Source organism: Streptomyces sp. AC550_RSS872, assembly GCF_019049285.1.
In the GTDB taxonomy this organism is placed as follows: Bacteria; Actinomycetota; Actinomycetes; order Streptomycetales; family Streptomycetaceae; genus Streptomyces.
The window spans coordinates 447448-473770 of record NZ_JAGMUL010000026.1; the positions used below are offsets into that span (position 1 = coordinate 447448).

Here is a 26323-nt window from a genome sequence, read left to right on the forward strand (position 1 = left end):
CCACGGATGGTAGTTGCACCGGAACCGTGCCACACCGGTTTGGCGCTGTATCAATCGGCGACCGCACGGATCTGACTGACGAACGCCGCCTCAGGGGGAGGACCCGCCATGGCACCACAGCGATTCCACGAGCAGTTCGAGCAGATCCAGCGCTCCATGCGCGACGTCCCCCTCGCGATGGGACCGGACGACTCCGCCGAGTTCATCTACGAGAAGGGCTATGTGCTGGTCCGCGACGGCGAGGACGCCCGCGTCGTGGAGGACACCGTGCGGGCGCACTTCACCGCCGACCCCGACCTGGTCCAGGACCATGTGCGCCGCGCGGGCCCGCGGACCAACCGCTCGGGCATCACCCGGATCCAGGTCGGCGACCCCGGCGCGGGCGACCGCAGCGGCGACCCCACCGTCGCGCACGCCCTGCGCGCCCTGCGGGAGACCGAGGGCCGGGCCGGACGACGGCTGGTCAGCCGCAACCACCTCGTCGGGATCACGGGAGGCGTCAACTCCTGTCCCGGTGACGAACCCGCGCCCGCCCCGCTCGCCGACGGCACCAACCCCACCGCGGCCGAGGGCGTCCACGACCCGGACAGCGCCGTCGGCGTCCTCGTCATCGACACCGGCCTCATGCACGACTACCGCGCCTTCCCGCTGCTCGCCCACACCGAGGGCGACTTCCAGGTCCAGGAGTGCGACGACCAGGGTGTCCTGCGGCAGTACGTCGGCCACGGCACCTTCATCGCCGGGCTCGTCGCCGCCGTCGCGCCCAACACGGACATCACGGTCCGGGGCACCCTGCACGACGCGGGCGCCATCCTGGAGTCCGAGTTCGGCGAGAAGCTCTTCGAGGCCGTCGACGCGGGCGGCTGGCCCGACATCCTCAGTCTCTCCGCCGGCACCTCCAACGGCCGCACCGACGGCCTGCTCGGTGTCGAGGCCTTCATGCGGGAACTGCGCGACCAGCGCACCCTGCTCGTCGCGGCGGCCGGCAACAACGGCAGCGCCACGCCGTTCTGGCCCGCCGCCTACGCCGACCTGCCCGACTTCCAGGACGTCGTGCTGTCCGTCGGAGCGCTGCGCGGCGACGGCGAGTTCGGCGCCTGCTTCAGCAACCACGGCGGCTGGGTGAAGGTCTACGCCCCCGGCGAGCGTCTCACCAGCGCCCTCACCGGCTTCGACGGGCCCGTGCCGTACGTGTACCAGCACTCCACCTACGACGCCTGCCGTTACGGCTTCGGCTACTCCTGCACCTGCCGGTCCCCGCGCCACACCGGCGTGTTGAGCGAGACCGGCGGCACCGCCGAGCCAGACCAGGTGATGTTCGAGGGGTACGCGCAGTGGAGCGGCACCTCGTTCGCCACGCCTCTCGTGGCCGGCATGGTCGCCGCCCACATGAGCGCGCAGGCGGAGCGCGACCCGCGGGTCGCCCGGTACAAGATGCTCGCCGCGAACTCCGGGTACGCGGAGGTGCGGGGGGCGCATGTGCCCGCCCTTCGTCCTCCGACCTGGCGCCCTGTCTCCGTCACACCGCCGGCTCCTCGCTCATGAGGGTCGGAACCGTCCCCTCCGCGGCGTACGATGACTTGCCGTACACGAGGGGTGGGGCTGTGGACCGTGCAGATGTCGGTGCGTTGGTCCAGTCCGCCGTCGACGGTGACGCGGCGGCCTGGAAGGCGCTCGTGGAAGGGCTGAGCCCACTGGTGTGGTCCGTCGTGCGCGCGCACCGGCTGGGGGACGCCGACGCCCATGAGGTGTACCAGACCGTCTGGTTCCGCTTCGCCCAGCACCTCGGGCGCATCCGCGAACCCGAGAAGGCCGGCTCCTGGCTCGCGAGCACCGCACGGCACGAGTGCCTGAAGGTCCTCAAGAGTCTGCGGCGGCTGACCGTGACGAGCGATCCGCAGCTGCTGGACCGGGTCAGCGAGGACCGTACGCCCGAACAGTCGGTCCTGGACTCCGAGGAGGCCGCCGCCGAGTCCGAGCGCATTCGCTGGATGTGGCAGGAGTTCGAGGAACTCGGGGACCGCTGCCGCCAGTTGCTGCGCGTGCTGATGGCCTCGCCGCCGCCCAGCTACCAGGAGGTGTCCGCCGCCCTGGGCATCGCCGTGGGCAGCATCGGGCCGCTGCGCCAGCGCTGTCTGCGCCGCCTTCGGGCCCGACTCGACGCACGGGGAGCGCTGTGAACGACGACATGCACGACGACGGGTTCGATGGCGAACTGCTGGAGGAGGAGCTCCGCCAGGCCACCGCCATCCTGGACCCGGTACCGGCGCAGCTGCGCCAACTCGCCGTCGAGGCCTTCGCACTGCACGATCTCGACGCCCGGATCGCCGAGCTGACCTTCGACTCGGTGGTGGACGCCATCCCGGTCAGAGGGGCGACGGACGTGCCGCGGATGCTGACCTTCCGCGCGGGTGAGGTGACCGTCGACGTGGAGGTGAGCGCGCAGGGCCTGATGGGCCAATTGCTGCCGCCGCAGCAGGCGCGGATCGAGGTGCTCGGCGGTCCGCAGACGGCCACGTCGGTCGTCGCCGACGACATGGGCCGCTTCACCAGCGACGCCCCGCCCGCCGGCCCGTTCGCCCTGCGGCTGCGGACCGGCGGCGAGGTCGTCGTCACGGAGTGGCTGCGGGCCTGAGTCATCGGCTCAGTGGGGTACGGCGTCCACCAGCGCCGCGAGCGCCCCCGCGAGCCGGGTGAGTCCGGGACCGGCCGGACCACCCGGCTCCGCCATGTACGTGTCCCGGCGGATCTCGACCATCAGGGCGCTGACGCGCGGGTCCTTGCCGTAGAACTCCAGCGGGACGTAGGTGCCGCTGAACGGGCTGTCGAGTCCCGTCTCCCCGCACGCCGCGAACACCTCGCGCGCCGCCGTGAGCAGTGCGGAGGGTGTGTGGAAGGGATCCGTGCCGAGGCAGACCGGCGGCCGCGGGCCCTCGCCGTGCAGCTCGTAGGGGAGGCGGGCGGTCGGGTACGAGTGGACGTCGATGATCACTGCCCTGCCGGTGACGGCGAGGCGGTCGGCCACGGCTTCCGTCATGGCCTTCGCGTACGGCCGGAAATACCGCGCGATGAGGGGTTCCGGGTCGGTGTCTGCGGGCCGTAGCCGCGTGAGGTGCGTGGTCTGGGTGTACACGGCGCCCATGCCGACGGCCAGCATCTCCTCGCGCTCGTCCGGGAAGCGCTCCGGGTCGACGACCAGCCTCGACAGCCGGTTCACGAACCGCCATGGGGTGAGCTGCGCGGCGTTGGCCGCCGCCTCCGCCAGGTCCGCGGTGTGTGCGTCGACGATGTGGTCCAGCTCGCGTTCCAGTGCGGTGTCGTCCAGGACGATGCCGGTGCGTACGTCGGCCGGTACCTCGCGTGAGGAGTGCGGTATGTGCAGGATCACGGGGGAGTCGGGCGCGCCGGGGAGCAGTTCGAATGAGGGCGTCACGGTTACTCCGGGGGCGTTGTCGGTCGTGCGCTGCGGCGTTGGGGCTGGTCGCGCCCGCGCGGCGGAGCCGCATATGGATACGGCCCCGCGCCCCAAAAACAGGGGCGCCGCCCCGGCCGGTACGCAACCGGTCGGGGCGGCAGCCTCAAAGCACCTGCGTCAGCTCAGGGACGCCAGCGCGGCGTTCCAGGTGGCGGAGGGGCGCATGACCGCGGCGGCCTTGGCCGGGTCGGGCTGGTAGTAGCCGCCGATCTCGGCCTGCTTGCCCTGGACGGCGTTCAGCTCGTCGACGATCTTCTGCTCGTTGGCCGCGAGCGTCTCGGCGAGCGGGGCGAAGGCCTTCGCCAGGTCCGCGTCCTCGGTCTGCGCCGCGAGCTCCTGCGCCCAGTACAGGGACAGGTAGAAGTGGCTGCCGCGGTTGTCGATGCCGCCGACGCGACGGGTCGGGGACTTGTCCTCGTTGAGGAAGGTCGCCGTGGCGCGGTCGAGGGCGTCGGCGAGGACCTTCGCGCGGGCGTTGCCGGTGGCGGTCGCGTACTGCTCCAGGGACGGCACCAGGGCGAAGAACTCACCGAGGGAGTCCCAGCGCAGGTAGTCCTCCTTGACCAGCTGCTGGACGTGCTTCGGCGCGCTGCCGCCGGCGCCCGTCTCGAACAGGCCGCCGCCCGCCATCAGCGGGACGACCGACAGCATCTTGGCGCTGGTGCCCAGCTCCAGGATCGGGAACAGGTCGGTCAGGTAGTCACGCAGGACGTTGCCGGTCACCGAGATGGTGTTCTCGCCGCGGCGGATGCGCTCCACCGACAGCTTGGTGGCCTCGACCGGGGCGAGGATGCGGATGTCCAGGCCCTCGGTGTCGTGCTCCGGCAGGTAGGCGTTGACCTTGGCGATCAGGTTGGCGTCGTGGGCGCGGGTCTCGTCCAGCCAGAAGACGGCCGGGTCGCCGGTGGCGCGGGCGCGGGTGACCGCCAGCTTCACCCAGTCCTTGATCGGCGCGTCCTTGGTCTGGCAGGCACGGAAGATGTCACCCTCGGCGACCGGCTGCTCGATGACCACGTTGCCGGCCTGGTCGACCAGACGGACCGTACCGGCCGCCTTGATCTCGAAGGTCTTGTCGTGGGAGCCGTACTCCTCGGCCTTCTGCGCCATCAGGCCGACGTTCGGGACCGAGCCCATCGTCGACGGGTCGTAGGCGCCGTTGGCGCGGCAGTCGTCGAGCACGGCCTGGTAGACGCCCGCGTAGGAGGAGTCCGGCAGCACCGCGAGGGTGTCGGCCTCCTGGCCGTCCGGGCCCCACATGTGGCCGGAGGTGCGGATCATGGCCGGCATCGAGGCGTCGACGATCACGTCGGACGGGACATGCAGGTTGGTGATGCCCTTGTCGGAGTCGACCATCGCCAGGGCCGGGCCCTCGGCGATCTCCGCGTCGAAGGACGCCTTGATCTCGGCGCCGTTCGGCAGCGCGTCCAGGCCCTTGAGGATGCCGCCCAGACCGTCGTTCGGGGAGAGGCCGGCGCCGGCGAGGACCTCGCCGTACTTCGCGAAGGTCTTCGGGAAGAAGGCGCGCACGACGTGGCCGAAGACGATCGGGTCGGAGACCTTCATCATCGTGGCCTTGAGGTGCACGGAGAACAGCACGCCCTCGGCCTTGGCCCTGGCGATCTGCGCCGTCAGGAACTGGCGCAGCGCGGCGACGCGCATCACCGAGGCGTCGACGACCTCGCCGGCGAGGACCGGTACGGACTCGCGCAGGACGGTGGTGGTGCCGTCCTCGGCGACGTGCTCGATCTTCAGCGCGCCGGCCTCGGAGATCACGACGGACTTCTCGGTGGAGCGGAAGTCGTTCTCGCCCATGGTCGCCACGTTGGTCTTGGACTCGGCGGTCCAGGCGCCCATGCGGTGCGGGTGGTTCTTGGCGTAGTTCTTGACCGAGGCGGGGGCGCGGCGGTCGGAGTTGCCCTCACGCAGGACCGGGTTCACCGCGGAGCCCTTGACCTTGTCGTAGCGGGCCTGGATCTCCCGCTCCTCGTCGGTCTTGGGGTCGTCCGGGTAGTTCGGCAGCGCGTAGCCCTGGCCCTGGAGCTCGGCGATGGCCGCCTTGAGCTGGGGGATCGACGCCGAGATGTTCGGCAGCTTGATGATGTTGGCCTCGGGCGTCTTCGCGAGCTCACCGAGCTCGGCGAGGGCGTCCGGGATGCGCTGGTCCTCGGCCAGGTACTCCGGGAACACCGCGATGATGCGGCCGGCCAGCGAGATGTCACGCGTCTCCACGGTGACACCCGCCTGCGAGGCGTACGCCTGGACCACCGGCAGGAAGGAATACGTCGCCAGGGCCGGGGCCTCGTCAGTGTGCGTATAGATGATGGTCGAGTCAGTCACCGGGTGCTCCGCTCCACGTCTGCAACATTGCTCGACATCAAGATATCTCGTGATCGACCTCGGCTCGACAGGGGTCCGCACACGGGTGCGGCAAGGAGGCCGGCGATCCCGGATCCGGGCAACCGGAGGAATCGCCTCCGTGCAACCGGATCAGCTGGTCCCACAGTCATGCGGGGAGATCACCGATCCGGTGGCCGGACAACGGGACTGTGCCCACCAACCGCGCTCCAGGCGCGTCCGGGCAGGTCAGTCGAGGCGGACGGGGGGCATCTCGTCCGCTTCCTCGGGGCCGCGCTGCTGTGGGATCGCCATCGTGCCCTGCTGGATCGCCACCGTGCGTGTCGGCGCCGGGATGCGGATGCCCTCCTTGCGGTAGCGCCGGTGCAGGCGCTTGATGAACTCGTGCTTGATCCGGTACTGGTCGCTGAACTCGCCCACGCCCAGGATCACGGTGAAGCCGATCCGGGAGTCGCCGAAGGTGTGGAAACGGATGATCGGTTCGTGATCCGGTACCGCCCCCTCGACCTCGGCCATCACCTCGCCGATGACCTCGTTCGTCACCCGCTCGACATGGTCCAGATCGCTGTCGTAGGCGACGCCCACCTGGACCAGGATCGTCAACTGCTGCTCGGGGCGCATGAAATTGGTCATGTTCGTCTTCGCGAGCTCCCCGTTGGGGATCACGACCAGGTTGTTGGACAGGTTGCGGACCGTCGTCTGGCGCCAGTTGATGTCCTCGACATAGCCCTCCTCGCCGCTGCTCAGCCGGATGTAGTCGCCGGGCTGGACGGTCTTGGAGGCGAGGATGTGGATGCCCGCGAAGAGGTTGGCGAGCGTGTCCTGCAAGGCGAGCGCGACGGCCAGACCGCCGACGCCCAGGGCGGTGAGCAGGGGTGCTATCGAGATGCCCAGCGTCTGGAGCACGACCAGGAAACCGATGGCCAGGATCAGGATCCGGGTGATGTTGACGAAGATCGTGGCCGACCCGGCGACACCGGGCCGGGACTGGGTGACCGTCCGCATCAGCCCGGCGATCCCGCGGGCCACAGCCAGCGTCACGACGAAGATCAGCAGTACGGTCAGGATCTGGTTGACGTTGTGCTGGACCGTCCGGGTCAGCGGCAGCGCCGCGCCCGCGGAGGCCGCGCCGCCGAGGAAGGCCGCCCACGGCACCACGGTCCGCAGGGTGTCCACGATCAGGTCGTCGCCGCTCCAGCGGGTGCGGTCGGCGTGCTTGCGCAGCCAGCGCAGCAGCATCCGCAGCAGGAAGGCGGCGAGCAGCCCGGCGGCCACCGCGATCCCGGCGACGACCAGGTCGTCCACGGTGAGCGCCCGGTTCACCGGTCACCTCCGGGGAGAAGAACTGCGGCGAATTCCTTCGCCGACGGCCGGATGTGAAGTCTCGTCACGTTGTCACCTGCTCGATTCCGCGATGTGCCGTCGCGTCGGCCACCCCATCCCCCGAGACCGGCGCGAGGGCTCATCCTGCCGTATCGCGTACACGTGTTCGTGCCAGGATCGTCGGCCGGGCGGCCGCATCGGTCGCTTTCGGGCATTCTCCCTCGGACAGCCGTTTCCCCGGAGGGCCGAACGGCCGCACGCCGGGGCCCAATCGAAGCGCGAGCGCAGCACACGGGTCGCACGCCGGACGACCACGTGACGCCATGCGTGACGGGAAGCGCCCCATGGGGGCGCGGGGCTGCATCGATATGAGGCTCCGCCGTGCGGGCGCCACCAGCTCCCGCGAACCCGCACCCCCCGACGGCGCGGCCGTCCCGAGCCGACCGGGCACTGCGTCCTCGTCACATGTCCGCAAAAGATCCATGCCGCCCGGCGCCGGAGGCGAAACGAGCCGCACCCTCCAAGCTCTCGGCCAGCACGCCCGTCCCGTGCGCGAGTTCCCCGCGCATCGCCCCCGGCTCGTCCAACCCGTCCTGCTCCAGCACCGAGGCGCGGTCGGCGCGCAGGCAGGCCTGTGGGAACCGTGCGATCGTGGCGGCCAGTTGCTCCGCCTCCGCGCGGGCACGCCCGGTCGGCACGACACGGTTGGCGAGCCCCATGGCGTGGGCCTCGCCCGCCGGTACCGCCCGTCCCGTCAGGATCATGTCCAGCGCGCGGCTCGTGCCGATCAGCCGGGGCAGCCGTACCGTGCCGCCGTCGATCAGCGGCACGCCCCAGCGGCGGCAGAACACCCCGAAGACGGCGTCCTCCTCGGCGACCCGCAGATCGCACCACAGGGCCAGCTCCAGGCCACCGGCCACGGCATGCCCGGCGACGGCCGCGATCACCGGCTTCGACAGCCGCAGCCGGGTCGGTCCCATCGGCCCGTCGCCCTCCTCGGTGACCCGGTTGCCCCGCTCGGTGCCGAGCGCCTTGAGGTCGGCTCCCGCGCAGAACGTGCCGCCCTCGCCCCACAGCACGGCCACCCGCGCCTCGTCGTCGGCCTCGAACTCCCGGAAGGCGGCGACGAGCTCGGCGGCGGTGGGGCCGTCGACCGCGTTGCGGACCTCGGGCCGGGAGAGGACGACGGTGCTGACGTGTCCCTGGCGCTCGACACGGACCGGCATGGCGGGGCCCCTTTCGTGGGTCGGACCCTGCACGTTACTGACCGGTCACATGGTCTTCCACCGGAACCGGCCGCTCCGATCACCGTCCACCCGGACCGGCCTTTCAGATCACCTTCCACCGCACCAGCGCACCCAGCGTCAACGCCCCCGGCAGCAGCGGCAGCCACACCGTGATGATCCGGTACGCCAGCACCACCGCCGTCGCCACCGCCACCGGGCCGCCCGCCGCCACCAGCGCCACGATCAGCGCCGCCTCCACCGAGCCGATCCCGCCCGGCGTGGGCACGAGGGCGACGGCGACGGTCGCCGCGAGGTACGCGAGCGCCATGTGGGCCGGTGGCACGTCCAGCCCCAGGGCGAGGCCGACCAGGACCAGACCGGCCGCCTGAAGCGCCGGAAAGGCCAGGGAGCCTCCCCACAACGCCAGCGCCCGCGAGGGGCGGGTGTGGACCGAGCGCGCCTCGCCCAGCGCGGTCCGCAGGAACGACAGCACGGCGGTGCGCAGCCGGCGTACGAGCGCGAAGACCGCCATGACCACGAGCGCCGCCGCACCGATGATCAGCAGCAGCGGACCCCACGCGCCGTCCGGAAGGAGCGGCCCGAGCCGCAGCGCGTGCGGGAAGGCGATGAGCAGCGCGGCCAGCAGGCCGACCCGGGCCACGCTCTCCGCGAGCAGATACAGCGCCAGCGCAGCCGAGGAACGGGCGAGCGGCAGCCCGCACACCGTCATGAAGCGCAGGTTGACCGCGCTCGCGCCGAGCCCGGTGGGCAGCAGATGGTTGGCCGAGCCCGCCGCGAACTGCGTGACGAGCAGCCGCAGTCGGGGCAGCCGGTCGACCACGGCGCCCTGCCGGGTCACCGCCGCCGCCACCCAGGTCAGACAGGTGGCGCAGGCCGCCGCGAGGAGCCAGGGCCACTTGGCCGTCGCCAGATGGCCGATGCCCTCGGCGAGCACGGCCCGGTGCCGCACCGCGACCACGACGACGAGGACGAGCGGGAGCAGGCACAGTATCTGGCGCAGCGGGAGCCGCCTGACCAGGCGTCCCGCGGGGAGTCGTACGGCTGTCACATGCGAAGAGGTTTCCCACGCCGCGCCAACGGCGGGTTGCGGCCGTGGAGACGGCGTCTTACGGAGAAAAGGATTGACCTCAACGTCGATTGAGGTTCTACGGTCGCCACCATGAGCATGGAGACCACAGCCTGGACACAGCTGTACAGCGTCATGAACGCCCAGCAGGAGCGGCGTCCGTTCGCCCGCGCCACGCTGCGCCGCATCGGCGCGTTCGCCCGCCCGCACCGCCGCAGGATCGCGCTCTTCGTCGTGCTCGGGATGATGACCGCGCTGCTCGCCGTCGCGACCCCCGTACTCGCCGGACATGTCGTCGACGCGATCGTGACGGGCGACGACGAGGGCACCGTCGTCCGCCTGGCCCTGCTGATCGCCCTGATCGCGCTCGCCGAGGCAGCCCTCGGGATCCTCGCCCGGCGGCTGTCGGCCACCCTCGGCGAGGGACTGATCCTCGATCTGCGGACGGCTGTGTTCGATCATGTGCAGCGCATGCCGGTCGCGTTCTTCACACGTACTCGTACGGGAGCGCTCGTCTCCCGACTCAACAACGACGTGATCGGCGCGCAACGCGCCTTCAGCAACACCCTGTCCGGCGTGGTCAGCAACCTCGTCACGCTGCTGCTCACCGTCGCCGTCATGCTCACCCTGTCCTGGCAGATCACCCTGCTCGCCCTCGTCCTGCTGCCGGTGTTCGTCTTCCCGGCCCGGCGCATGGGGCACCGCATGGCCCGGATGCAGCGGGAGGCCGCCGGCCTCAACGCGGCGATGGGCACCCGCATGACCGAGCGCTTCTCGGCGCCCGGCGCCACGCTGGTCAAGCTCTTCGGGCGCCCGGAGGAGGAGTCGGAGGAGTTCGCGAGCCGGGCCAGGCGGGTGGCGGAGATCGGCGTACGGACGGCCACCGCCCAGTCGGTGTTCATCACCGCGCTCACCCTGGTGTCCGCCCTGGCCCTCGCCCTGGTCTACGGCCTCGGCGGCTGGTTCGCCCTGCGCGGCACACTGGAGCCGGGCGCCGTCGTCGCGCTGGCCCTGCTCCTGACCCGCATGTACGCGCCGCTCACCGCGCTCGCCGGCGCCCGCGTCGAGGTCATGAGCGCCCTCGTCAGCTTCGAGCGGGTCTTCGAGGTGCTCGACCTCAAGCCGCTGATCGAGGAGAAGCCGGACGCGAAGAAGGTCCCGGACGGCCCCGTTCCGGTGGAGTTCGACGACGTCCGCTTCGGCTATCCGTCCGCCGACAAGGTCTCCCTCGCCTCCCTGGAGGAGGTGGCGACCCTCGACACCCGCGGCGGCGCCGAGGTGCTGCACGGCATCTCCTTCCGCGCCGAACCAGGGCAGACCGTCGCCCTGGTCGGCTCGTCCGGCGCCGGGAAGTCGACCATCGCCCAGCTGCTGCCGCGTCTTTACGACGTCGACGAGGGCGCCGTCCGTGTGGGCGGGGTGGACGTCCGTGACCTGAGCGCCGAGTCCCTGCGCTCCACCCTCGGCATGGTCACCCAGGACGGCCACCTCTTCCACGACACCGTCCGCGCCAACCTGCTGCTGGCCCGCCCCACCGCCACCGACACCGAACTCTGGGACGCCCTGAGCCGCTCCCGCCTCGACGATCTCGTCCGGTCCCTGCCCGACGGCCTCGACACCGTGGTCGGCGAGCGCGGCTACCGGCTCTCCGGCGGCGAACGCCAGCGCATGACCATCGCCCGCCTGCTGCTGGCCCGCCAACGCGTCGTCATCCTCGACGAGGCCACCGCCCACCTCGACAACACCTCCGAAGCCGCCGTCCAGGAGGCCCTCACCGAGGCGCTTCAGGGCAGGACCGCGGTCGTGATCGCCCACCGGCTGTCCACCGTGCGAGCGGCGGACCTGATCCTCGTCGTCGAGGCCGGCCGGATCGTCGAACGCGGCACGCACGAGGCACTGTTGGCGGCCGGGGGACGCTATGCCGAGCTGTACCGGACGCAGTTCGAGCAGGGGCCCGGGGGGATGGCGCAGGCCGCGGCGGCGGGGGAGGCGGCGTAGCGCCGAGGCGCACAGGTCGGCCCCGGGGCCGGGGGCCCGTGGGCGTTCCGGGGCGCGCCTGGCTCAGGCGCGCCGGACGGAGGTGTCGCCGGCCGACGACGGCCCTCGGCGCGCGAGACCGACGCGAGCGACGGAACCGGCCCCGTGCCTCCGGCCCCGGGGCGCATCGCGCTGCTGCTGGACCACCGCACGCTATGGCGCCGACGGCCCCGACCGCTGAGGGGCTCACCGGCCTCGACAGCCTGGCCTTCACCGGCGGACGGGACCGCACCCACGGCGAGCACGGGCCTCTGGCGGCCGCGGACGGCACACGGCCGGGATTCGGCCAACGTCGGCGGCAGGACCCGTCAGGAACACACAAACATCGACAGCATCATTGCTTCACCTGTGTTCGCAACCTAGTGTGCGTTCGGTTTCCCAACAGCACCGCACAGGACCTGACGTTCCCTCAAGTCACATAGCGCTCGCGCTCTGCCGTCCCGAGGAAGGCCACGTCATGCCGCACGCTCCCGAGTCCCCTGCCGGCCACGCGTCCCACCCCGAGGGTGTGCCCGTCAGCCGGCGTCGTCTTCTGGAGGGCGGAGCCGCCGTCCTCGGCGCGCTCGCCCTGTCCGGACCGTCCGCCGCCGTGGCACACGCGGCCGACGGGGCCGGCGCTGCGGCCGAATCCCCGGAGTGGAACGGCAGGATCAACCTCTTCCAGGTCGGCGCCGAGCCACCGCACACCACGCTCATGCCGTATGCGCACGTGAAACAGGCCCTGGCCGCCGACCGCACCCGCTCGCCCTACCGCATGAGCCTCGACGGCAAGTGGAAGTTCGCCTACGCCGACCGCCCCGACGACCGGGACGCCGACTTCTACCGCACCGACGTCGACGACAGGGACTGGGACACCATCCCGGTCCCCTCCGTCTGGCAGCTGCACGGCTACGACTTCCCGATCTACGTCAACATCACCTACCCGTACTGGGGCCCCAACGGTCTCGGCGAGGAGCCCCAGCCGCCGAACGCCCCCACCCGCTACAACCCCGTCGGCCAGTACAGACGTACCTTCACCGTCCCGAAGGACTGGGCGGGACGGCGGACCTTCCTGCACTTCGAGGGCGTCAAGTCCGCCCACTACGTCTGGATCAACGGCGAGTTGGTGGGCTACAAGGAGGACTCCTTCACCCCGGCCGAGTACGACATCACCAAGTACCTCAAGCCCGGCACCAACCAGATCGCGGTGGAGGTGTACCGCTACTCCGACGGCGACTGGCTGGAGGACCAGGACATGATCCGGCTGAGCGGCATCTTCCGCTCGGTCTACCTGTACTCCACGCCGGTGGTGCACCTGCGCGACTTCAAGCTGGACACCCCGCTCAGCGACGGCTACGAGGCGGCCGCCCTGTCGGTCACCGCGAGCGTGCGAGCCTACGCCGGAAGCGGCGGCGGACGCCACACCGTCGAGACACAGCTGTACGACCGGACCGGGCACCCCGTGTGGACGCGTCCCCTGCGGCAACACGTCGACGTGGATGCCGTCGGCGAGGACGTGACCGTACAGGCCGAGAAGGCCGTGCCCGCGCCGAAGCTCTGGTCGGCCGAGCACCCGTACCTCTACACCGCCGTCCTCCAACTGCGCGACCCGGCCGGAAGGGTGGTCGAGACCCTGTCCCACCGCGTCGGCCTGCGCGAGTTCGCGCTCAAGGACGGCCTGATGCGGATCAACGGCAAGCCCGTCTCCTTCCGCGGCACCAACAGGCACGAGATGCACCCCGACCGCGGCATCGCGCTCACCCGCGCGGACATGATCGAGGACATCACGATCATCAAGCGGCTGAACATGAACACGGTCCGCACCTCGCACTACCCCAACAACCCGGTCTGGTACGAACTCGCGGACGAATACGGCGTCTACCTCGTGGACGAGACCAACCTGGAGACCCACGGCATCCGCGGCCAGCACCCCGGCAACCACGCCGACTGGAGCGAGGCGTGCGTCGCCCGCGCGCAGAACATGGTCCACCGCGACAAGAACCACGCCTCCGTCGTCATCTGGTCGCTCGGCAACGAGGCGGGCGCCGGCAGCACGTTCGTCGCCATGCGCGACTGGATCAAGTCGTACGACACCACACGCGTCGTCCAGTACGAGGGCGACGACCGGCCGACGATCAGCGACATCCGCTCGGAGATGTACGACAGCCCCGCCACCGTCGAGTCCCGGGCTAAGAACACCAGCGACACCCGGCCGTACGTCATGATCGAGTACTCCCACGCGATGGGGAACTCCAACGGCAACTTCAAGAAGTACTGGGACCTGATCCGCCGCTACCCCGTCCTCCAGGGCGGCTGGATCTGGGACTTCGTGGACCAGTCGCTGAGCTGGCCCACCCCGACCCGCAAGCAGTTCACCGAGGCGGGGCCGCGTGGCCTGCGCGGCGAGATCCTCGCGCCCAGCGGCACCTTCGACCGGGCCAAGGGCGTCTTCGGCGGCACCGTCTTCGCCCGTGACGCGAGCCTCGACCTCACCGGCTCGCTGACACTGGAGGCGTGGATCACCCCGCACGTCCTCGGCTACCAACAGCCGATCCTCGCCAAGGGCGACACCCATTACGCGCTGAAGCAGAACGACAAGAACCTCGAGTTCTTCATCTACGGCGGCGGCCAGTGGATCACCGCGAACTGGGCCCTGCCCGACGGCTGGACCGGTACCGAGCACCACGTCGCGGGCGTCTTCGACGCGGACGCGGGCAGGCTCACCCTCTACGTCGACGGCGAGGCCAAGGCCACCCGCACCACCACCCAGAAGCCCACAAAGAACACCGCCGCCCTCGCGCTCGCCACCGACTCGGACAACCCCAGCCGGGAGTTCAGCGGCACCATCCGGCGGGCCCGCGTGTACGCCCGAGCCCTGAGCGCCGGCGAACTGGCCTCCGACCGCCGGGACCCCCGTGACGACGGGGTGCGGTTCTGGTTCGACGCGGCGACGGTCGCCCTGACCGAGAAACGGCCCAAGGACAAGACCTTCTTCGCCTACGGCGGCGACTGGGGCGACAACCCCAACGACTTCAACTTCGTCGCCGACGGCGTCGTCACCGCCGATCGCGGACACACCGGCAAGGCCGCCGAGATCAAGCGGATCTACCAGGCGGTCAACGCCGCCCCCGCCTCCGGCGACCGACTCATGCCCGGCGCGGCGATCACCCTCACCAATGAGAACCTCTTCACCAACCTCCGCGAATTCCACGGACGTTGGGCGCTCGTGGCCGACGGACGGGTGGTGCGGCGCGGGAAGCTGAGCCGCGCCCAGCTGGACATCGCTCCGCTCACCAGTAAACAGATCACCGTGCCCTTCACGGTGCCGGCCGACCCGGCCCCCGGAGCCGAGTACTTCCTGGAGCTCTCCTTCGCCACGAAGGAGACGACGCCGTGGGCCAGGGCCGGCTTCGAGGTCGCCAAGCAGCAGCTCCCCGTCGACGCGGGCAGCCCGGCGGTGACAGCGGTGCCGCTGGACAGTGTTCCGGCACTGACGTACGAGGACGGCGACGACACGATCACCGTCACGGGCCGGGCCTTCTCCGTCGTCGTCGACAAGAAGAGCGGCGTCATCACCTCCTACAAGGCGCGCGGCGCCCAGCTCATCACCTCCGGGCCCGCCCCGAACTTCTGGCGGGCGCCCACGGACAACGACAAGGGCAACGGCCAGCACACCCGCAACCAGACCTGGCGTGACGCCGGCGCGGGCCGCAAGGTCACCGACGTCACCGTGCGCGAGCTGCGGGACCGGGCCGTCGAGATCAAGGTCGGCGGCACCCTGCCGACGACCACCGAGTCGACGTACACCACCACCTACACGGTCTTCGGCAACGGTGAGATCAAGGTCGACAACACCTTGCACCCGGGGGCGTCCTCGCTGCCGTACATCCCGGAGGTCGGCACGCTGCTGTTCCTGCCCGGCCGCCTGGAGGAGCTGCACTACTACGGCCGCGGCCCCGAGGAGAACCACTGGGACCGCAACAACGGCACCGACGTGGGCCGCTACTCCGGCACCGTCTCCGGCCAGTGGGAGCCCTACATCCGCCCGCAGGAGAACGGCAACAAGACCGACGTCCGCTGGATCGCGCTCACCGGCCGCGACGGCACCGGCCTGCTCGTCTCCGGCGAGCCGCTCCTGGAGGTCAGCGCCTCGCACTTCACCCCGGAGGACCTGTCGGCCGGCGCACGCCATGACTACCAGCTGACCCCGCGGGAAGAGGTCGTCCTCCGTGTGAGCCACCGGCAGATGGGCGTGGGCGGCGACAACAGCTGGGGCGCCCACACCCACGACGAGTACAAGCTGTTCGCGAGCCGCGACTACTCCTACACCTACCGGCTGCGCCCGCTGACCGACCTCGACGAGGCGATGAGGGCGTCGCGCAGGCCGACCGCGGTGGAGTGACGCACGTGACCGGCGGCGAGGTGGTCCGGCCTTCGGGTGGGCCACCTCGCCGCCTTTGGGATCACGTCACGGAGTCCCTCGTCGTACCTCCCGGGCGTACGGCGCCACGGTGATCCGGTCGATCAGCGGTGCGTAGCGGGAGCGGAGCAGCACCCCGGGGAAGGTGTCCGAGGCGTAGCTTGTGCCGTCGAAGTTCGGCAGTTCCTCGGAGCGGAAGGAGACCGTGTTCGGTCCCTTCTTCAGGAGGACGGGGACGGTCAGCTCCCAGAAGTTGTTCTGATGGAAGCTGTGCGGGAAGCCGACACGCTGTGCCTCGCCGCCGTTGACGCTGATGTCGGCGTGGCGGGCGAGCGGGTCCGGGTTGTAGTGCGTGGCCTCGGACTGCTCGGGGTTGGAGTAGCGGATGCGCAGCGCGTACAGGCCGGCCCGGTCCGCGGCGACGGTGAAGGTCGCGGTGTTGCCGTTGCCCGGGTCGCCGCCGATGCCGGAGATGGCCGTACCGCCGGTGGCGAGGGACAGCGGGGTGAGCGCGGCCGTACCCGCGAGTTCGGCGTCGCCGGCCTCGTACGTACGCTCCGGCAGCGTGCCCTGTGTCGGCGTGACCGTGAGGCGGTCGACGAGGGTCGTGGACGAACCCCCGGTCAGTGTCACCTTGTTGACGCCGCCCGAGAGGGAGACCGCGACGCTGTTCCCGCCCTTGGCCAGACGCAGGACGTCCTTCCCATTGACGGAGAGCCGGGCTCCCGAGCCGTCGAGGGTGTCCACCCTGAGGGTGGCCTCGCGGTCGGCGGGGGAGTGGACCCAGAACGTTGCCGTCTGGCCCTTGGCGATCTGAACCGCGCCCGAGCCGGTGGCCGCCCGCTTGTCGTACACGGGCTTCGCCCCGCCGCCCAGCCAGGCCAGCTCGCCCTCGTACACCTGGGTGTTCGCCGATGCCTTCGGCAATGACAGCGTGACGCGGTCGACGATGGCGTCACCCTTGGTGGCGCGCTTGCCGTCGGCGCTCTTCGCGGCGAGCGTCAAGGTGTGCTTGCCCTTGGTGAGTTTGACCTTGGTGTCGGTGTGGTCCCACACCACCCACTTGTAGCTCAGCGGCAGATGCAGCTCCTGCTCGCTGTCCGCCTTGCCGTCCACCCGTAGGAAGACGTTGGTGGGGCCCTGTTCCTTCACCTTGTCGAAGGTGTTGAGGGAGTTGGCGAAGACGCTCAGGTCGTAGGTGCCGTCCTCGGGCACGTCCACGGTGAAGTCGAGCGTGACGTCCGAACCGGTGCGCAGGCCGCCCACGTCGTAGCCGCCGGAGGTGTAGAACTTCGACACGTCGCGGGGCGAGCCCTCGGGACCGTTCCTGGAGTAGTCGGACCCGGTGTGGGCGGCGTCCTCCGCCTCGTACGAGCCCTGCCAGCGCAGGGGCGGGGACTGCGTGCCCTTCGCCTTCCCGGCGGGGCTGAGGACGATCTCGTACGCCGAGGACTCCTTCAGCGTCGGCAGCGCGCCTTCGGCGAAGTCGACGACGACCGTGCCGTCGTCACCGACCTTCAGGTTCTGCTCGGCGAGCAGCTTCGGGCCGGAGTTGTCGCCCACCTGCCCGCTCCACTCGATCTCCTTCACCCAGGCGTGCACGCGGCTCCCGAAGATCTTCTTCGGGACACCCGTGAACGCGATGTGGCCCTTGCCGGTGGAGCCACCGAAGATCAGCCGCGCCTGCCGCTTCTTCTCGTCGAGCGTGGCCACGCCCTGCATGGTGTAGTTCTCGCCGGGGAACGGCGGAGTCACCTTCACCGTGTGCCCGCTCATCGAGGCGTAGGAGTGCAGCAGCCACCACTGGCCGTTGCCCCGGTTCGACTGCACCGCGGAGTCGGAGAGGTTGCCGTCGATGTTCCAGTACGCGATGTCGGCGTCCACCTTGGACTCCTCGATCGCGGAGACCCACTGGATCATCTGGCCGGGGACGGAGGTGTGGTAGTTGAAGGCGTACTCGTTGATGTTGACCGGGAGCCGGGTGCCCTCCTTGGCAGTGCCCTTGAACAGGTCCTTCTCCCACGTCCGGTACTTGGCGACGCTCGCGCGGACCGCCTCCGGGTGGCTCAGCTCGTGCCAGGTGACGACGTCCGGGAGGGTGCCGGCGGCCAGTGCGTGCGTGAGGAAGCCCTTCACCTGCTCGTACAGGATGCTGGTGTTGGGTCCGGCGATGCGGGCGCCGGGCATCTTGCTCTTGATGAGCTTGTAGAAGTCGTCCCAGGCGGCGAAGTAGTCGTCCGGGTCGTCCAGCCAGCTGACCTTGTTGTAGCTCCACTCACCGGTGCCGAACATGTTGCCCTCGGGCTCGTTGAACGGCACGAAGACGATGTTGTCCTGGTACTCCTTCGGCAGCTTCAGCACCTGGTCGACCTGGACCGCGATCTTCTCCCGGTAGAGCTTCAGCTTCTCCTCGGGGGTGCTGCCCGGCCACTGGTACGGGAAGCCGCGGTGGATGTCGGTCATGTAGATGTACACGTCGCCGTCGGTGGAGTCGGCCAGGGGCTTGACCACCTCCAGCGCGTCGGCGCCGGGGTGCTGCGGGCCGTCCTGGGCCTTGGTGGAAACGGTGCGCAGGCCCATGCCCTCGATGAGGTTGTTGGTGGGGACGTCCGGACCGTAGACGCCGTAGAGGGTGCCGGAGGCGCCGCCGTGGAACGCGCCGGTGTCCGAGCCCAGGTCGACGGTCAGCTGTCCCTCACGGACCACGGTGACCGTCGCCTTCACGGCGCGTCCGGCCGCCGTTCCCGCCACACTGAACGTCCCTGGCTGCGCGTACTTCTCGGGCGGTACGGCGTCCCAGGTGATCGGCATGTCGCGGTCGTAGCCGTCGGAGAAGGAGGAGCGCACGCCCGCGGGGAGGGACGGGGCGGTCCCGGTCGTGGTGCGGACCTCGAAGGATGTCCGCGAGAGCTGCTGGAAGCTGGGGATGTTCTCGAACATGCCGGCTACCTGGTCGGAGCTGAGCGCCGAGTGCCACACGGTGAAGTCGTCGATCGCGCCCTTGAACAGCTGATCCGGCCAGAAGGACTTGCCGATGTAACCGGCCGCCGTGGCCGAACCGCCCAGCAGATCCTTGGCGTTCATGCTGGTCTTGGCGGAGGAGACGGCCACGCCGTCGAGGTAGGTGGTGAGCCGGTCGGCGGAGGTGTCGAGGGTGACGGTGACGGTGCGCCACTCGTTCGCGGGAAGCGTCGCGTAGCCGTTGACCTGGGTCTCCGTGCCCCCTTCGCCGGTTGTCATGGACGTACGCAGTGCCCCGTCGCCGCTGTACGGTGTCGTGTTGAGATACGCGCTGGTGTCGGTGCCCAGATCGAAGAGCCGTTGCCAGGGCGACGTGCTGCCGCTCCACTTCACGCGGGTGGAGACCGTCAAGTCGGTGGCATCGCTCAGCACTTCGCGGGGCAGGCGGACGTACGCGCCGTCGGAGGCACTCGACCCGCCGGGCAGGGCGAGTGCCTTGCCTCCGTCCGTGCCCTCGACGGACTCGGCGGTGGAGCTGTTGACCAGGCTCGCCGTGCGGCCGTTGCCGGAACTGTCGATGATCTTTCCGGAGGCGAGGTCGTCCTGGTCGAAGGTGTAGCGGATCGCGGGGGGAGGCGCCTCGGCAGCGTGCGCCGGCACGGCCGGTGCGGCCAGCAGGCCCGCGCCGAGAGCCGCTGCCACAGCGGCCGGGGTCACGCGCCGGGCGGATCTGTCAACGGATGACATGGATCGCGTCCTCAATCCTTGAGTGTCGGCATGCGTCGAACCGGTTCGATGATGTGCGCCATGCAGGTACGGGAACTCCGCTGCTCGGCGGGACGGCGGCCGTGCTCCGGGAAAAGCAGGGCCTCGGCTACCGGTCGTCGGAAGGATCACTTCATCGAACCGGTTCGCGAAGCTAGCAGCGGGGAGGCTGGAGCATCAATCCCTCCGACACGAGGTTTTCCGGCTCCCGGTGAGAATCGGCAACTGTGGTGAAGGGTGTTGACAGGCGTGCGGCCAGTTTCTAACTTCGCTTCACTCGAACCGGTTCGGCAACCGGTCCGTAGAGTCGAACCGGTTCGAGCAAGGAGCTGCCGTGAACATCGGTGAGATCGCCCGGCGGGCCGGTGTCTCGCGGAGCACCGTGTCGTATGCGCTGAGCGGCAAGCGCCCGGTCTCGGAGGACACCCGCCGGAGGATCCAGCAGGTCGTCGACGAGCTGGGCTACCGGCCCAGCGCCAGCGCCCGCGCCCTGGCCAACGGGCGGACCAGCACGATCGGACTGGTCTTCCCGCCGGCCGGGAACCACTACACGGGCATGCAGCTGGACTTCATCGGCAGCGTGGTGGAGGCCGCCGCGGCCTACGACTACGACGTGCTGCTGTCACCCAGCGGTATGGACAGCGACCGTTCCTTCCAGCGGCTGCTGGGCGAGCGGAGGGTCGACGGCGCGATCCTGATGGAGATCAGGCTGGCGGACGACCGCGCCGACCACCTGGCCGAACTGGACTTCCCCTCCGTCGCCATCGGCCGCACCGCCCACCCCGAGGGCAGCTGGTGGGTCGGCCTGGACCACACCGCCCTCGCGGCGGCGTGTGTCCACCACCTGGCGGACCTCGGCCACCGCCGGGTCGCCTTCGTCAACCGTCCGGAGCAACTGCTGCGGGCCGGGTACGAGTCCGCGCACCGCGGTCTTGACGGCTTCACGAAAGCCGCCGCCGAGCGCGGGCTGACGGTCCGGACGTACTGCTGCGGGGACGACGCCGCCTCGGGCCAGGCCTGCGTGGAACGGATCCTGCACGACGACCCGGCCACCACGGCCCTGGTCACGCTGAACGAGGCCGCTCTCGGCGGCCTCTACCGAGGGCTCGCCCAGGCGGGCCGCCATGTACCACGCGACTTCTCCGTCACGGGAGTCGTGGCCGGCCGCTGGGCGGAGACGGTGACTCCGCAGCTCACGGCGGCGGACGTACCGGCGGCCGAGTTGGGCCGGCTCGCCGTCGACCTGCTCGTGGAGCGGCTGGACCACCCCGGTGCGCCGGCCCGCCACCATCTGCTCACGCCGCCGATCTCCCTGCGGGCCAGCACCGGTCCCGCGGGAGCCGCGCGGGCCCACGCGATGCCCTGACCGCACAGCACGCCCGAACCGCTCGACGGCACCGTCAGCCGCACAGTGGACAGGGGTCCCGGTTCGACACCTCGCCCGTGGTGGCGGAGAAGACGTACACCGAATGCCTCCGAACCAGCACGGCAGCGACAGCGGCTGGGACAACGCCACCCCCTTCGACCCCGAGCGGGTGGGCGACGGCGACGGGTTGTGCATCGCGCTCAACCGCGATCTGCGCCAGGACCCGCTCATCATCCGTGGGCGCCAGGGCAAGGAAGCCATCGAAACTGCCGTCATCGCGGGCCATGAGAAGTACGACGGCGACTTCGAACTCCGCATTGGCCCCACCGCGGGCAATGACGGTATGGAGCCGACGCGGCCCACCCGGTCCGAGCAACCCACCCGGCCGACGTCCTCCTCCCGCTGAGACTGCGGGATCCGCACCCGGCGGGGTCGTGGAACCCGATCTGTGTGGCCACGACCCCGTCGGGTGTTCGCTGCCGCGGCGCGATCACGCCCGCCTGAGGAACCCCCGTCGGGCTCCTTGACCCCCGGTCGGCGCTCCACGATGCTGTGTTGCGGCACACGAGATACGTGCCGTAATGAGCAACATCTGATTCAAGTCTCGATCAGCCGAGGAGTGGCCATGACGCACCAGGTCCGTGCTGTCGTCGCGCGGGGCAAGGGCGCCCCCGTCAGCCTGGAAACGATCATCGTGCCCGACCCCGGTCCGGGTGAGGCGCTGGTGAAGATCGAGGCCTGCGGGGTCTGCCACACCGATCTGCACTACCGCGAGGGCGGCATCAACGACGACTTCCCCTTTCTGCTGGGCCACGAGGCGGCGGGTGTGGTGGAGTCGGTGGGGGAGGGGGTCACCGACGTCGCCCCCGGGGACTTCGTCATCCTCAACTGGCGTGCGGTGTGCGGACAGTGCCGGGCCTGTCTGCGCGGGCGGCCGTGGTACTGCTTCAGCACCCACAACGCGAAGCAGAAGATGACCTTGCTGGACGGCACCGAGCTGGCGCCTGCGCTGGGTATCGGCGCGTTCGCGGAGAAGACGCTGGTCGCGGCCGGGCAGTGCACGAAGGTCGACCGGGCCGCGTCGGCGGCCGCCGCCGGTCTGCTGGGGTGCGGTGTGATGGCGGGCATCGGTGCGGCCATCAACACCGGCGGCGTCGGCCGGGGCGACTCGGTCGCCGTCATCGGCTGCGGCGGTGTCGGCGCCGCGGCGATCGCCGGGGCGAACCTGGCCGGTGCTGCCAAGGTCATCGCGGTGGACATCGACGACCGCAAGCTGGAGACCGCCGCGAAGCTGGGCGCGACCCACACGGTCAACTCCAAGAACGCCGACGCGGTCGAGGCGATCCGCGAGCTGACCGGCGGCTTCGGTGCCGATGTCGTCATCGAGGCGGTCGGCCGCCCGGAGACGTACCAGCAGGCGTTCTACGCCCGTGACCTCGCCGGCACGGTCGTCCTGGTCGGCGTACCCACCCCCGAGATGAAGCTCGAACTGCCGCTGCTGGACGTCTTCGGCCGTGGCGGGGCGCTGAAGTCGTCCTGGTACGGCGACTGCCTGCCGAGCAGGGACTTCCCGATGCTCATCGACCTCTACCTCCAGGGCCGGCTGGACCTGGACGCCTTCGTCACCGAGACCATCGCGCTGGACCAGGTCGAGAAGGCCTTCGAGCGGATGCACCACGGCGACGTGCTGCGCTCGGTGGTGGTCCTCTGATGGCCGCCCGTATCGAGCACCTGGTCACCTCAGGGACGTTCTCGCTGGACGGCGGCACCTGGGACGTCGACAACAACGTATGGATCGTCGGCGACGACAACGAGGTGATCGTCATCGACGCCGCGCATGACGCCGACGCCATCGCTGCGGCCGTCGGCGGGCGTACCCTGCGGGCCATCGTGTGCACGCACGCGCACAACGACCACATCGACGCCGCACCGGAACTGGCGGCGCGCACGGGTGCCCCGGTCCTCCTCCATCCGGACGACCTGCCCCTGTGGAAGCAGACCCACCCCGACAAGGCGCCGGACGCCGAACTGACCCACGGGCAGGGACTCACGGTGGCCGGTATCGAGCTGACCGTGCTGCATACGCCCGGTCATGCGCCGGGCGCGGTCTGTCTGTACGCCCCGGAGCTGGCCGCCCTGTTCAGCGGCGACACGCTGTTCGCCGGTGGCCCTGGGGCGACAGGGAGGTCGTACAGCCACTTCCCGACCATCGTCGAGTCGATCCGGGACCGGCTGCTGACGCTGCCCGGCGACACCGCCGTGCACACCGGACACGGCGAGCGGACCACGATCGCTGCCGAGTCCCCCCACCTCCAGGAGTGGATCGACCGCGGCTTCTGATGCTCCCGGGGAAGGCTGCCGGTGGCGCCCGTTCCGCCTGTTCGCGCAGGTGGTTCGGGCGCTTCGGGCTGCCCGGGGACCGGGGTGCGAGGTGTGTCCGAACGAGGCCTTTTGACGGCTTGACAACGCTTCTGAGCGGCCCCCAAACTGACGTTGCGCTTACCGCAATCCGTTTCGCTATACGCACCGAGGTGTCATGATGATTCCCGCGTGCCGGCTCGTGGACCTTCCGCGAGGCGAGGCCCACCGGCTCGACGTCCACCCGCCGGTCTCGGTGTTCCACACCGACGACGGCGAGCTCTTCGCCATCGACGACACGTGCACCCACCAGGACGCGTCGCTCGCCGACGGCTGGCTGGAGGGGCGTGAGGTGGAATGCCCGCTGCATGCTTCCAAGTTCGACCTGAGGACCGGCGCGGTCGACGCCCCGCCGGCCAAGCTCCCGGTCCGGACGCACGAGGTTCTGGTCGAGGACGGCATGATCTACGTCCGGCTGTCCACGGACGCACCCAACCTGCCGCCCTGCATCGCAGCCCGGCTCGCCGGGGGTCCCGCGTGAGGACCGTCGCCGTCGTCGGCGCCTCGCTGGCCGGACTGTCGGCGGCGCGCTCGCTGCGCAAGCAGGGCTACGACGGCCGGCTGGTCCTCATCGGGGACGAGCTCCACCGCCCGTACGACCGGCCCCCGCTGTCCAAGGAGTTCCTCTCCGGCACTCTCGGCGAGGCCGAACTCGCCCTGGAGACGGACGGCGAGGACCTGGCGGCCGAATGGCTGCTCGGCGTCCGGGCCACCGGCCTCGACCACACGAACCGTGCCGTCCGGCTCGCGGACGGCCGGGAGGTGCACGCCGACGGCTTCGTCATCGCGACCGGCGCCGCGGCACGCACCCTCCCCGGTTCCGAGGGGCTGGCCGGAGTGCACACCCTGCGCACCCTGGACGACGCGCGTGCCCTGCGGGACGAACTGGCCCGCGGCGGACGGCTGGTGGTGATCGGCGGAGGCTTCATCGGCGCCGAGATCGCCTCCACGGCGTACGCCCTCGGGCTCGACGTGACCGTCGTGGAAGTGGCCCCGACGCCGCTCGCCGGACCGCTCGGCGAGACCATGGGCGCCATCGTCTCCGGCCTGCACACGGACCACGGCGTACGGCTGCTGTGCGGTGTGGGGGTCAAGGGACTGAGCGGGGAGCGGCAGGTGGACGCCGTCCTGCTCGAGGACGGCCGCAGCATCCCGGCCGACATCGTCGTGGTCGGTGTCGGCGCCCGCCCGAACGTCGAGTGGCTGGAGGGTTCCGGCGTCGTACTCGACAACGGAGTCAAGTGCGGCGCGGACGGTCGCACCAGCCTGGCCGGCGTGGTCGCGGTCGGCGACTGCGCCAACTGGTACGAGCCGCGCCTGGGCCTGCATCGCCGCGTCGAGCACTGGACCGGCGCCCGCGAGCGCCCCGACGCCGCGGTCGCCACGCTGCTGGCGTGGGGTGCGGTGGAACCGGGCGTGCCCCGGCCGCCGTACTTCTGGTCCGACCAGTACGGCGTGAAGATCCAGTTCGCCGGTCACGCGGCCGCCGCCGACAGCGTGACCATCGAGGACGGCAGCGCGGACGAGCGCAACGTCCTGGCCGTCTACCGGCGGGCCGGAAACCCGGTCGCCGTACTCGGGATGAACCAGCCGCGCTCGTTCATGCGCTGGCGCAAGCAACTCGCCGCTGCCACCTCTTGACCCCGCCCCAGCGACACCCCATGCTGCGGTTGCGCACAGCACGCAGTGTTGCTCCACACACAACGCCGTCCGGAGTCGCTCTTCCCGGCGCGTGTATGCCCCCTCCACGACGTTCTCCCGAGGAGTGCACCGTGACCTCGACCAGCCTGCCGGACAGCCTGATCGCCACCCTCCCCGGCTCCTCCTACACGGATCCCGGCATCTTCGCCCAGGAGCAGGAGCGCATATTCGAGACCATGTGGTTCTGCGTCGCGCGCGCTTCCGAACTGGCGAAGCCCGGGGCCTTCCGCACCGTCGACGTGGGACGCGAGAGCATCCTCGTCACCCGGGCACGCGACCACTCGATCCGGGCGTACTTCAACGTGTGCCGGCACCGCGGCGCCAAGCTCTGCACCGAGGAGAGCGGCGAGGTGAAGCGGGCCTTCCAATGCCCGTACCACGCCTGGACCTACGACCTGAACGGCAAACTGGTCGCGGCTCCCAACCTCACCAAGATGCCCGACATCGGCCGCACCGAGTACGGCCTGGTGAGCGTGGCCGTGCGCGAATGGCTCGGCTATGTCTGGGTCTGCCTGGCGGAGAACCCGCCGGACTTCGACGTGGACGTCATCGGTGACGTCGTGGCCCGCCTCGGCGACGTCGAGTCGATCGAGCGCTACGGCATCGAGGACCTCTCCGTCGGCAGGCGGATCGTCTACGACGTCAGGTCGAACTGGAAGCTCATCATCGAGAACTTCATGGAGTGCTACCACTGCGCGACCATCCACCCCGAACTGACCGAGGTACTGCCGGAGTTCGCGGACGGTTACGCCGCCCAGTACTACGTGGGTCACGGCGCCGAGTTCGGCGAGGACGTCCAGGGCTTCACCGTGGACGGCTCCGAGGGGCTGGACCGCATTCCAGGGGTCGCCGACGACCAGGACCGGCGCTACTACGCGATCACCGTCAGGCCCCAGGTGTTCATCAACCTCGTTCCCGACCATGTGATCTTCCACCGGATGTACCCGGTGTCCGTGGACCGCACGATCGTGGAGTGCGACTGGCTGTACCTTCCGCACGTCGTCGAGAGCGGCAAGGACGTCAGCCGGTCCGTGGAACTCTTCGACCGGGTCAACCGTCAGGACTTCGAGGCCTGCGAACGGACCCAGCCCGGCATGAGTTCCCGCATGTACGCCAAGGGCGGTGTGCTGGTGCCCAGCGAGCACCACATCGGTGCCTTCCACGACTGGGTGAACGAGCGCCTCGGCGCTTCCCTTCCGTAGCCGGGCGG

The 26323-nt window shown here is 70.3% G+C and carries 17 protein-coding genes and 1 pseudogene; 12 read left to right on the top strand and 6 right to left on the bottom strand.

Annotation, left to right across the window (positions count from 1 at the left end; translation table 11 throughout):
• Positions 1-108: 108 nt before the first annotated feature.
• The 3 genes from KUM44_RS13705 to KUM44_RS13715 are packed head-to-tail and all read left to right on the top strand — an operon-like array spanning position 109 to position 2635.
• Positions 109-1545: a S8/S53 family peptidase gene (locus KUM44_RS13705; RefSeq protein WP_217208096.1), complete on the top strand. Its 1437-nt coding sequence runs from the start codon at positions 109-111 to the stop codon at positions 1543-1545.
• 59 nt (positions 1546-1604) lie between these two features.
• Complete coding sequence (locus KUM44_RS13710; RefSeq protein WP_217208097.1) at positions 1605-2180, top strand: RNA polymerase sigma factor; 576 nt, start codon at positions 1605-1607, stop codon at positions 2178-2180.
• An 8-nt stretch (positions 2181-2188) separates the two neighbouring features.
• Positions 2189-2635: a hypothetical protein gene (locus KUM44_RS13715; protein WP_217208156.1), complete on the top strand. Its 447-nt coding sequence runs from the start codon at positions 2189-2191 to the stop codon at positions 2633-2635.
• Positions 2636-2644: 9 nt separating this feature from the next.
• Here the strand turns inward: KUM44_RS13715 and KUM44_RS13720 are convergent, their stop codons facing one another.
• From KUM44_RS13720 to KUM44_RS13740, 5 genes are all read right to left on the bottom strand, one after another.
• Positions 2645-3433: an N-formylglutamate amidohydrolase gene (locus KUM44_RS13720; RefSeq protein ID WP_217208098.1), complete on the bottom strand. Its 789-nt coding sequence runs from the start codon at positions 3431-3433 to the stop codon at positions 2645-2647.
• A 159-nt stretch (positions 3434-3592) separates the two neighbouring features.
• On the bottom strand, positions 3593-5812 hold the full coding sequence (locus tag KUM44_RS13725; RefSeq protein ID WP_217208099.1) for an NADP-dependent isocitrate dehydrogenase: 2220 nt from the start codon (positions 5810-5812) through the stop codon (positions 3593-3595).
• A 246-nt stretch (positions 5813-6058) separates the two neighbouring features.
• On the bottom strand, positions 6059-7153 hold the full coding sequence (locus KUM44_RS13730) for a mechanosensitive ion channel family protein (RefSeq protein WP_217208100.1): 1095 nt from the start codon (positions 7151-7153) through the stop codon (positions 6059-6061).
• Positions 7154-7614: 461 nt separating this feature from the next.
• A complete protein-coding gene (locus KUM44_RS13735; protein ID WP_217208101.1) occupies positions 7615-8379 on the bottom strand; it encodes a crotonase/enoyl-CoA hydratase family protein in 765 nt (254 codons plus the stop codon).
• A gap of 103 nt (positions 8380-8482) precedes the next feature.
• Positions 8483-9448 carry a flippase-like domain-containing protein gene (locus KUM44_RS13740; RefSeq protein ID WP_217208102.1) on the bottom strand — a complete coding sequence of 322 codons (966 nt, stop codon included), beginning with the start codon at positions 9446-9448 and terminating at the stop codon, positions 8483-8485.
• A 117-nt stretch (positions 9449-9565) separates the two neighbouring features.
• Between KUM44_RS13740 and KUM44_RS13745 the strand changes: the two genes are divergently transcribed.
• Together KUM44_RS13745 and KUM44_RS13750 are read left to right on the top strand one after the other, a co-directional pair.
• Complete coding sequence (locus KUM44_RS13745) at positions 9566-11464, top strand: ABC transporter ATP-binding protein (RefSeq protein ID WP_217208157.1); 1899 nt, start codon at positions 9566-9568, stop codon at positions 11462-11464.
• Between the two features lie 496 nt (positions 11465-11960).
• Complete coding sequence (locus KUM44_RS13750) at positions 11961-15884, top strand: glycoside hydrolase family 2 TIM barrel-domain containing protein (protein ID WP_217208103.1); 3924 nt, start codon at positions 11961-11963, stop codon at positions 15882-15884.
• Between the two features lie 66 nt (positions 15885-15950).
• Here KUM44_RS13750 and KUM44_RS13755 read toward each other — a convergent pair whose 3' ends face one another.
• Positions 15951-19610 carry a LamG-like jellyroll fold domain-containing protein gene (locus KUM44_RS13755; RefSeq protein WP_254389428.1) on the bottom strand — a complete coding sequence of 1220 codons (3660 nt, stop codon included), beginning with the start codon at positions 19608-19610 and terminating at the stop codon, positions 15951-15953.
• A 352-nt stretch (positions 19611-19962) separates the two neighbouring features.
• Between KUM44_RS13755 and KUM44_RS13760 the strand changes: the two genes are divergently transcribed.
• The 7 genes and pseudogenes from KUM44_RS13760 (at position 19963) to KUM44_RS13790 (ending at position 26315) form a co-directional block, all read left to right on the top strand.
• Entirely contained in the window at positions 19963-20994 is a 1032-nt protein-coding gene (locus tag KUM44_RS13760) for a LacI family DNA-binding transcriptional regulator (protein WP_217208104.1), read from the top strand.
• Positions 20995-21178: 184 nt separating this feature from the next.
• A pseudogene (locus KUM44_RS13765) lies at positions 21179-21400 on the top strand (BCCT family transporter); the annotation flags it as partial.
• A gap of 219 nt (positions 21401-21619) precedes the next feature.
• Positions 21620-22705 carry an S-(hydroxymethyl)mycothiol dehydrogenase gene (locus tag KUM44_RS13770; RefSeq protein ID WP_217208105.1) on the top strand — a complete coding sequence of 362 codons (1086 nt, stop codon included), beginning with the start codon at positions 21620-21622 and terminating at the stop codon, positions 22703-22705.
• Positions 22705-23334, top strand: coding sequence for an MBL fold metallo-hydrolase (locus tag KUM44_RS13775; RefSeq protein WP_217208106.1), 630 nt, complete (start codon positions 22705-22707; stop codon positions 23332-23334). Before KUM44_RS13770 ends, KUM44_RS13775 begins: the two co-directional genes overlap by 1 nt.
• 196 nt (positions 23335-23530) lie before the next feature.
• Positions 23531-23893: a bifunctional 3-phenylpropionate/cinnamic acid dioxygenase ferredoxin subunit gene (locus KUM44_RS13780; RefSeq protein WP_217208107.1), complete on the top strand. Its 363-nt coding sequence runs from the start codon at positions 23531-23533 to the stop codon at positions 23891-23893.
• Positions 23890-25053 carry an FAD-dependent oxidoreductase gene (locus KUM44_RS13785; protein WP_217208108.1) on the top strand — a complete coding sequence of 388 codons (1164 nt, stop codon included), beginning with the start codon at positions 23890-23892 and terminating at the stop codon, positions 25051-25053. Before KUM44_RS13780 ends, KUM44_RS13785 begins: the two co-directional genes overlap by 4 nt.
• Positions 25054-25184: 131 nt before the next feature.
• On the top strand, positions 25185-26315 hold the full coding sequence (locus tag KUM44_RS13790; protein WP_217208109.1) for an aromatic ring-hydroxylating dioxygenase subunit alpha: 1131 nt from the start codon (positions 25185-25187) through the stop codon (positions 26313-26315).
• The last annotated feature ends 8 nt before the right edge of the window (positions 26316-26323 follow it).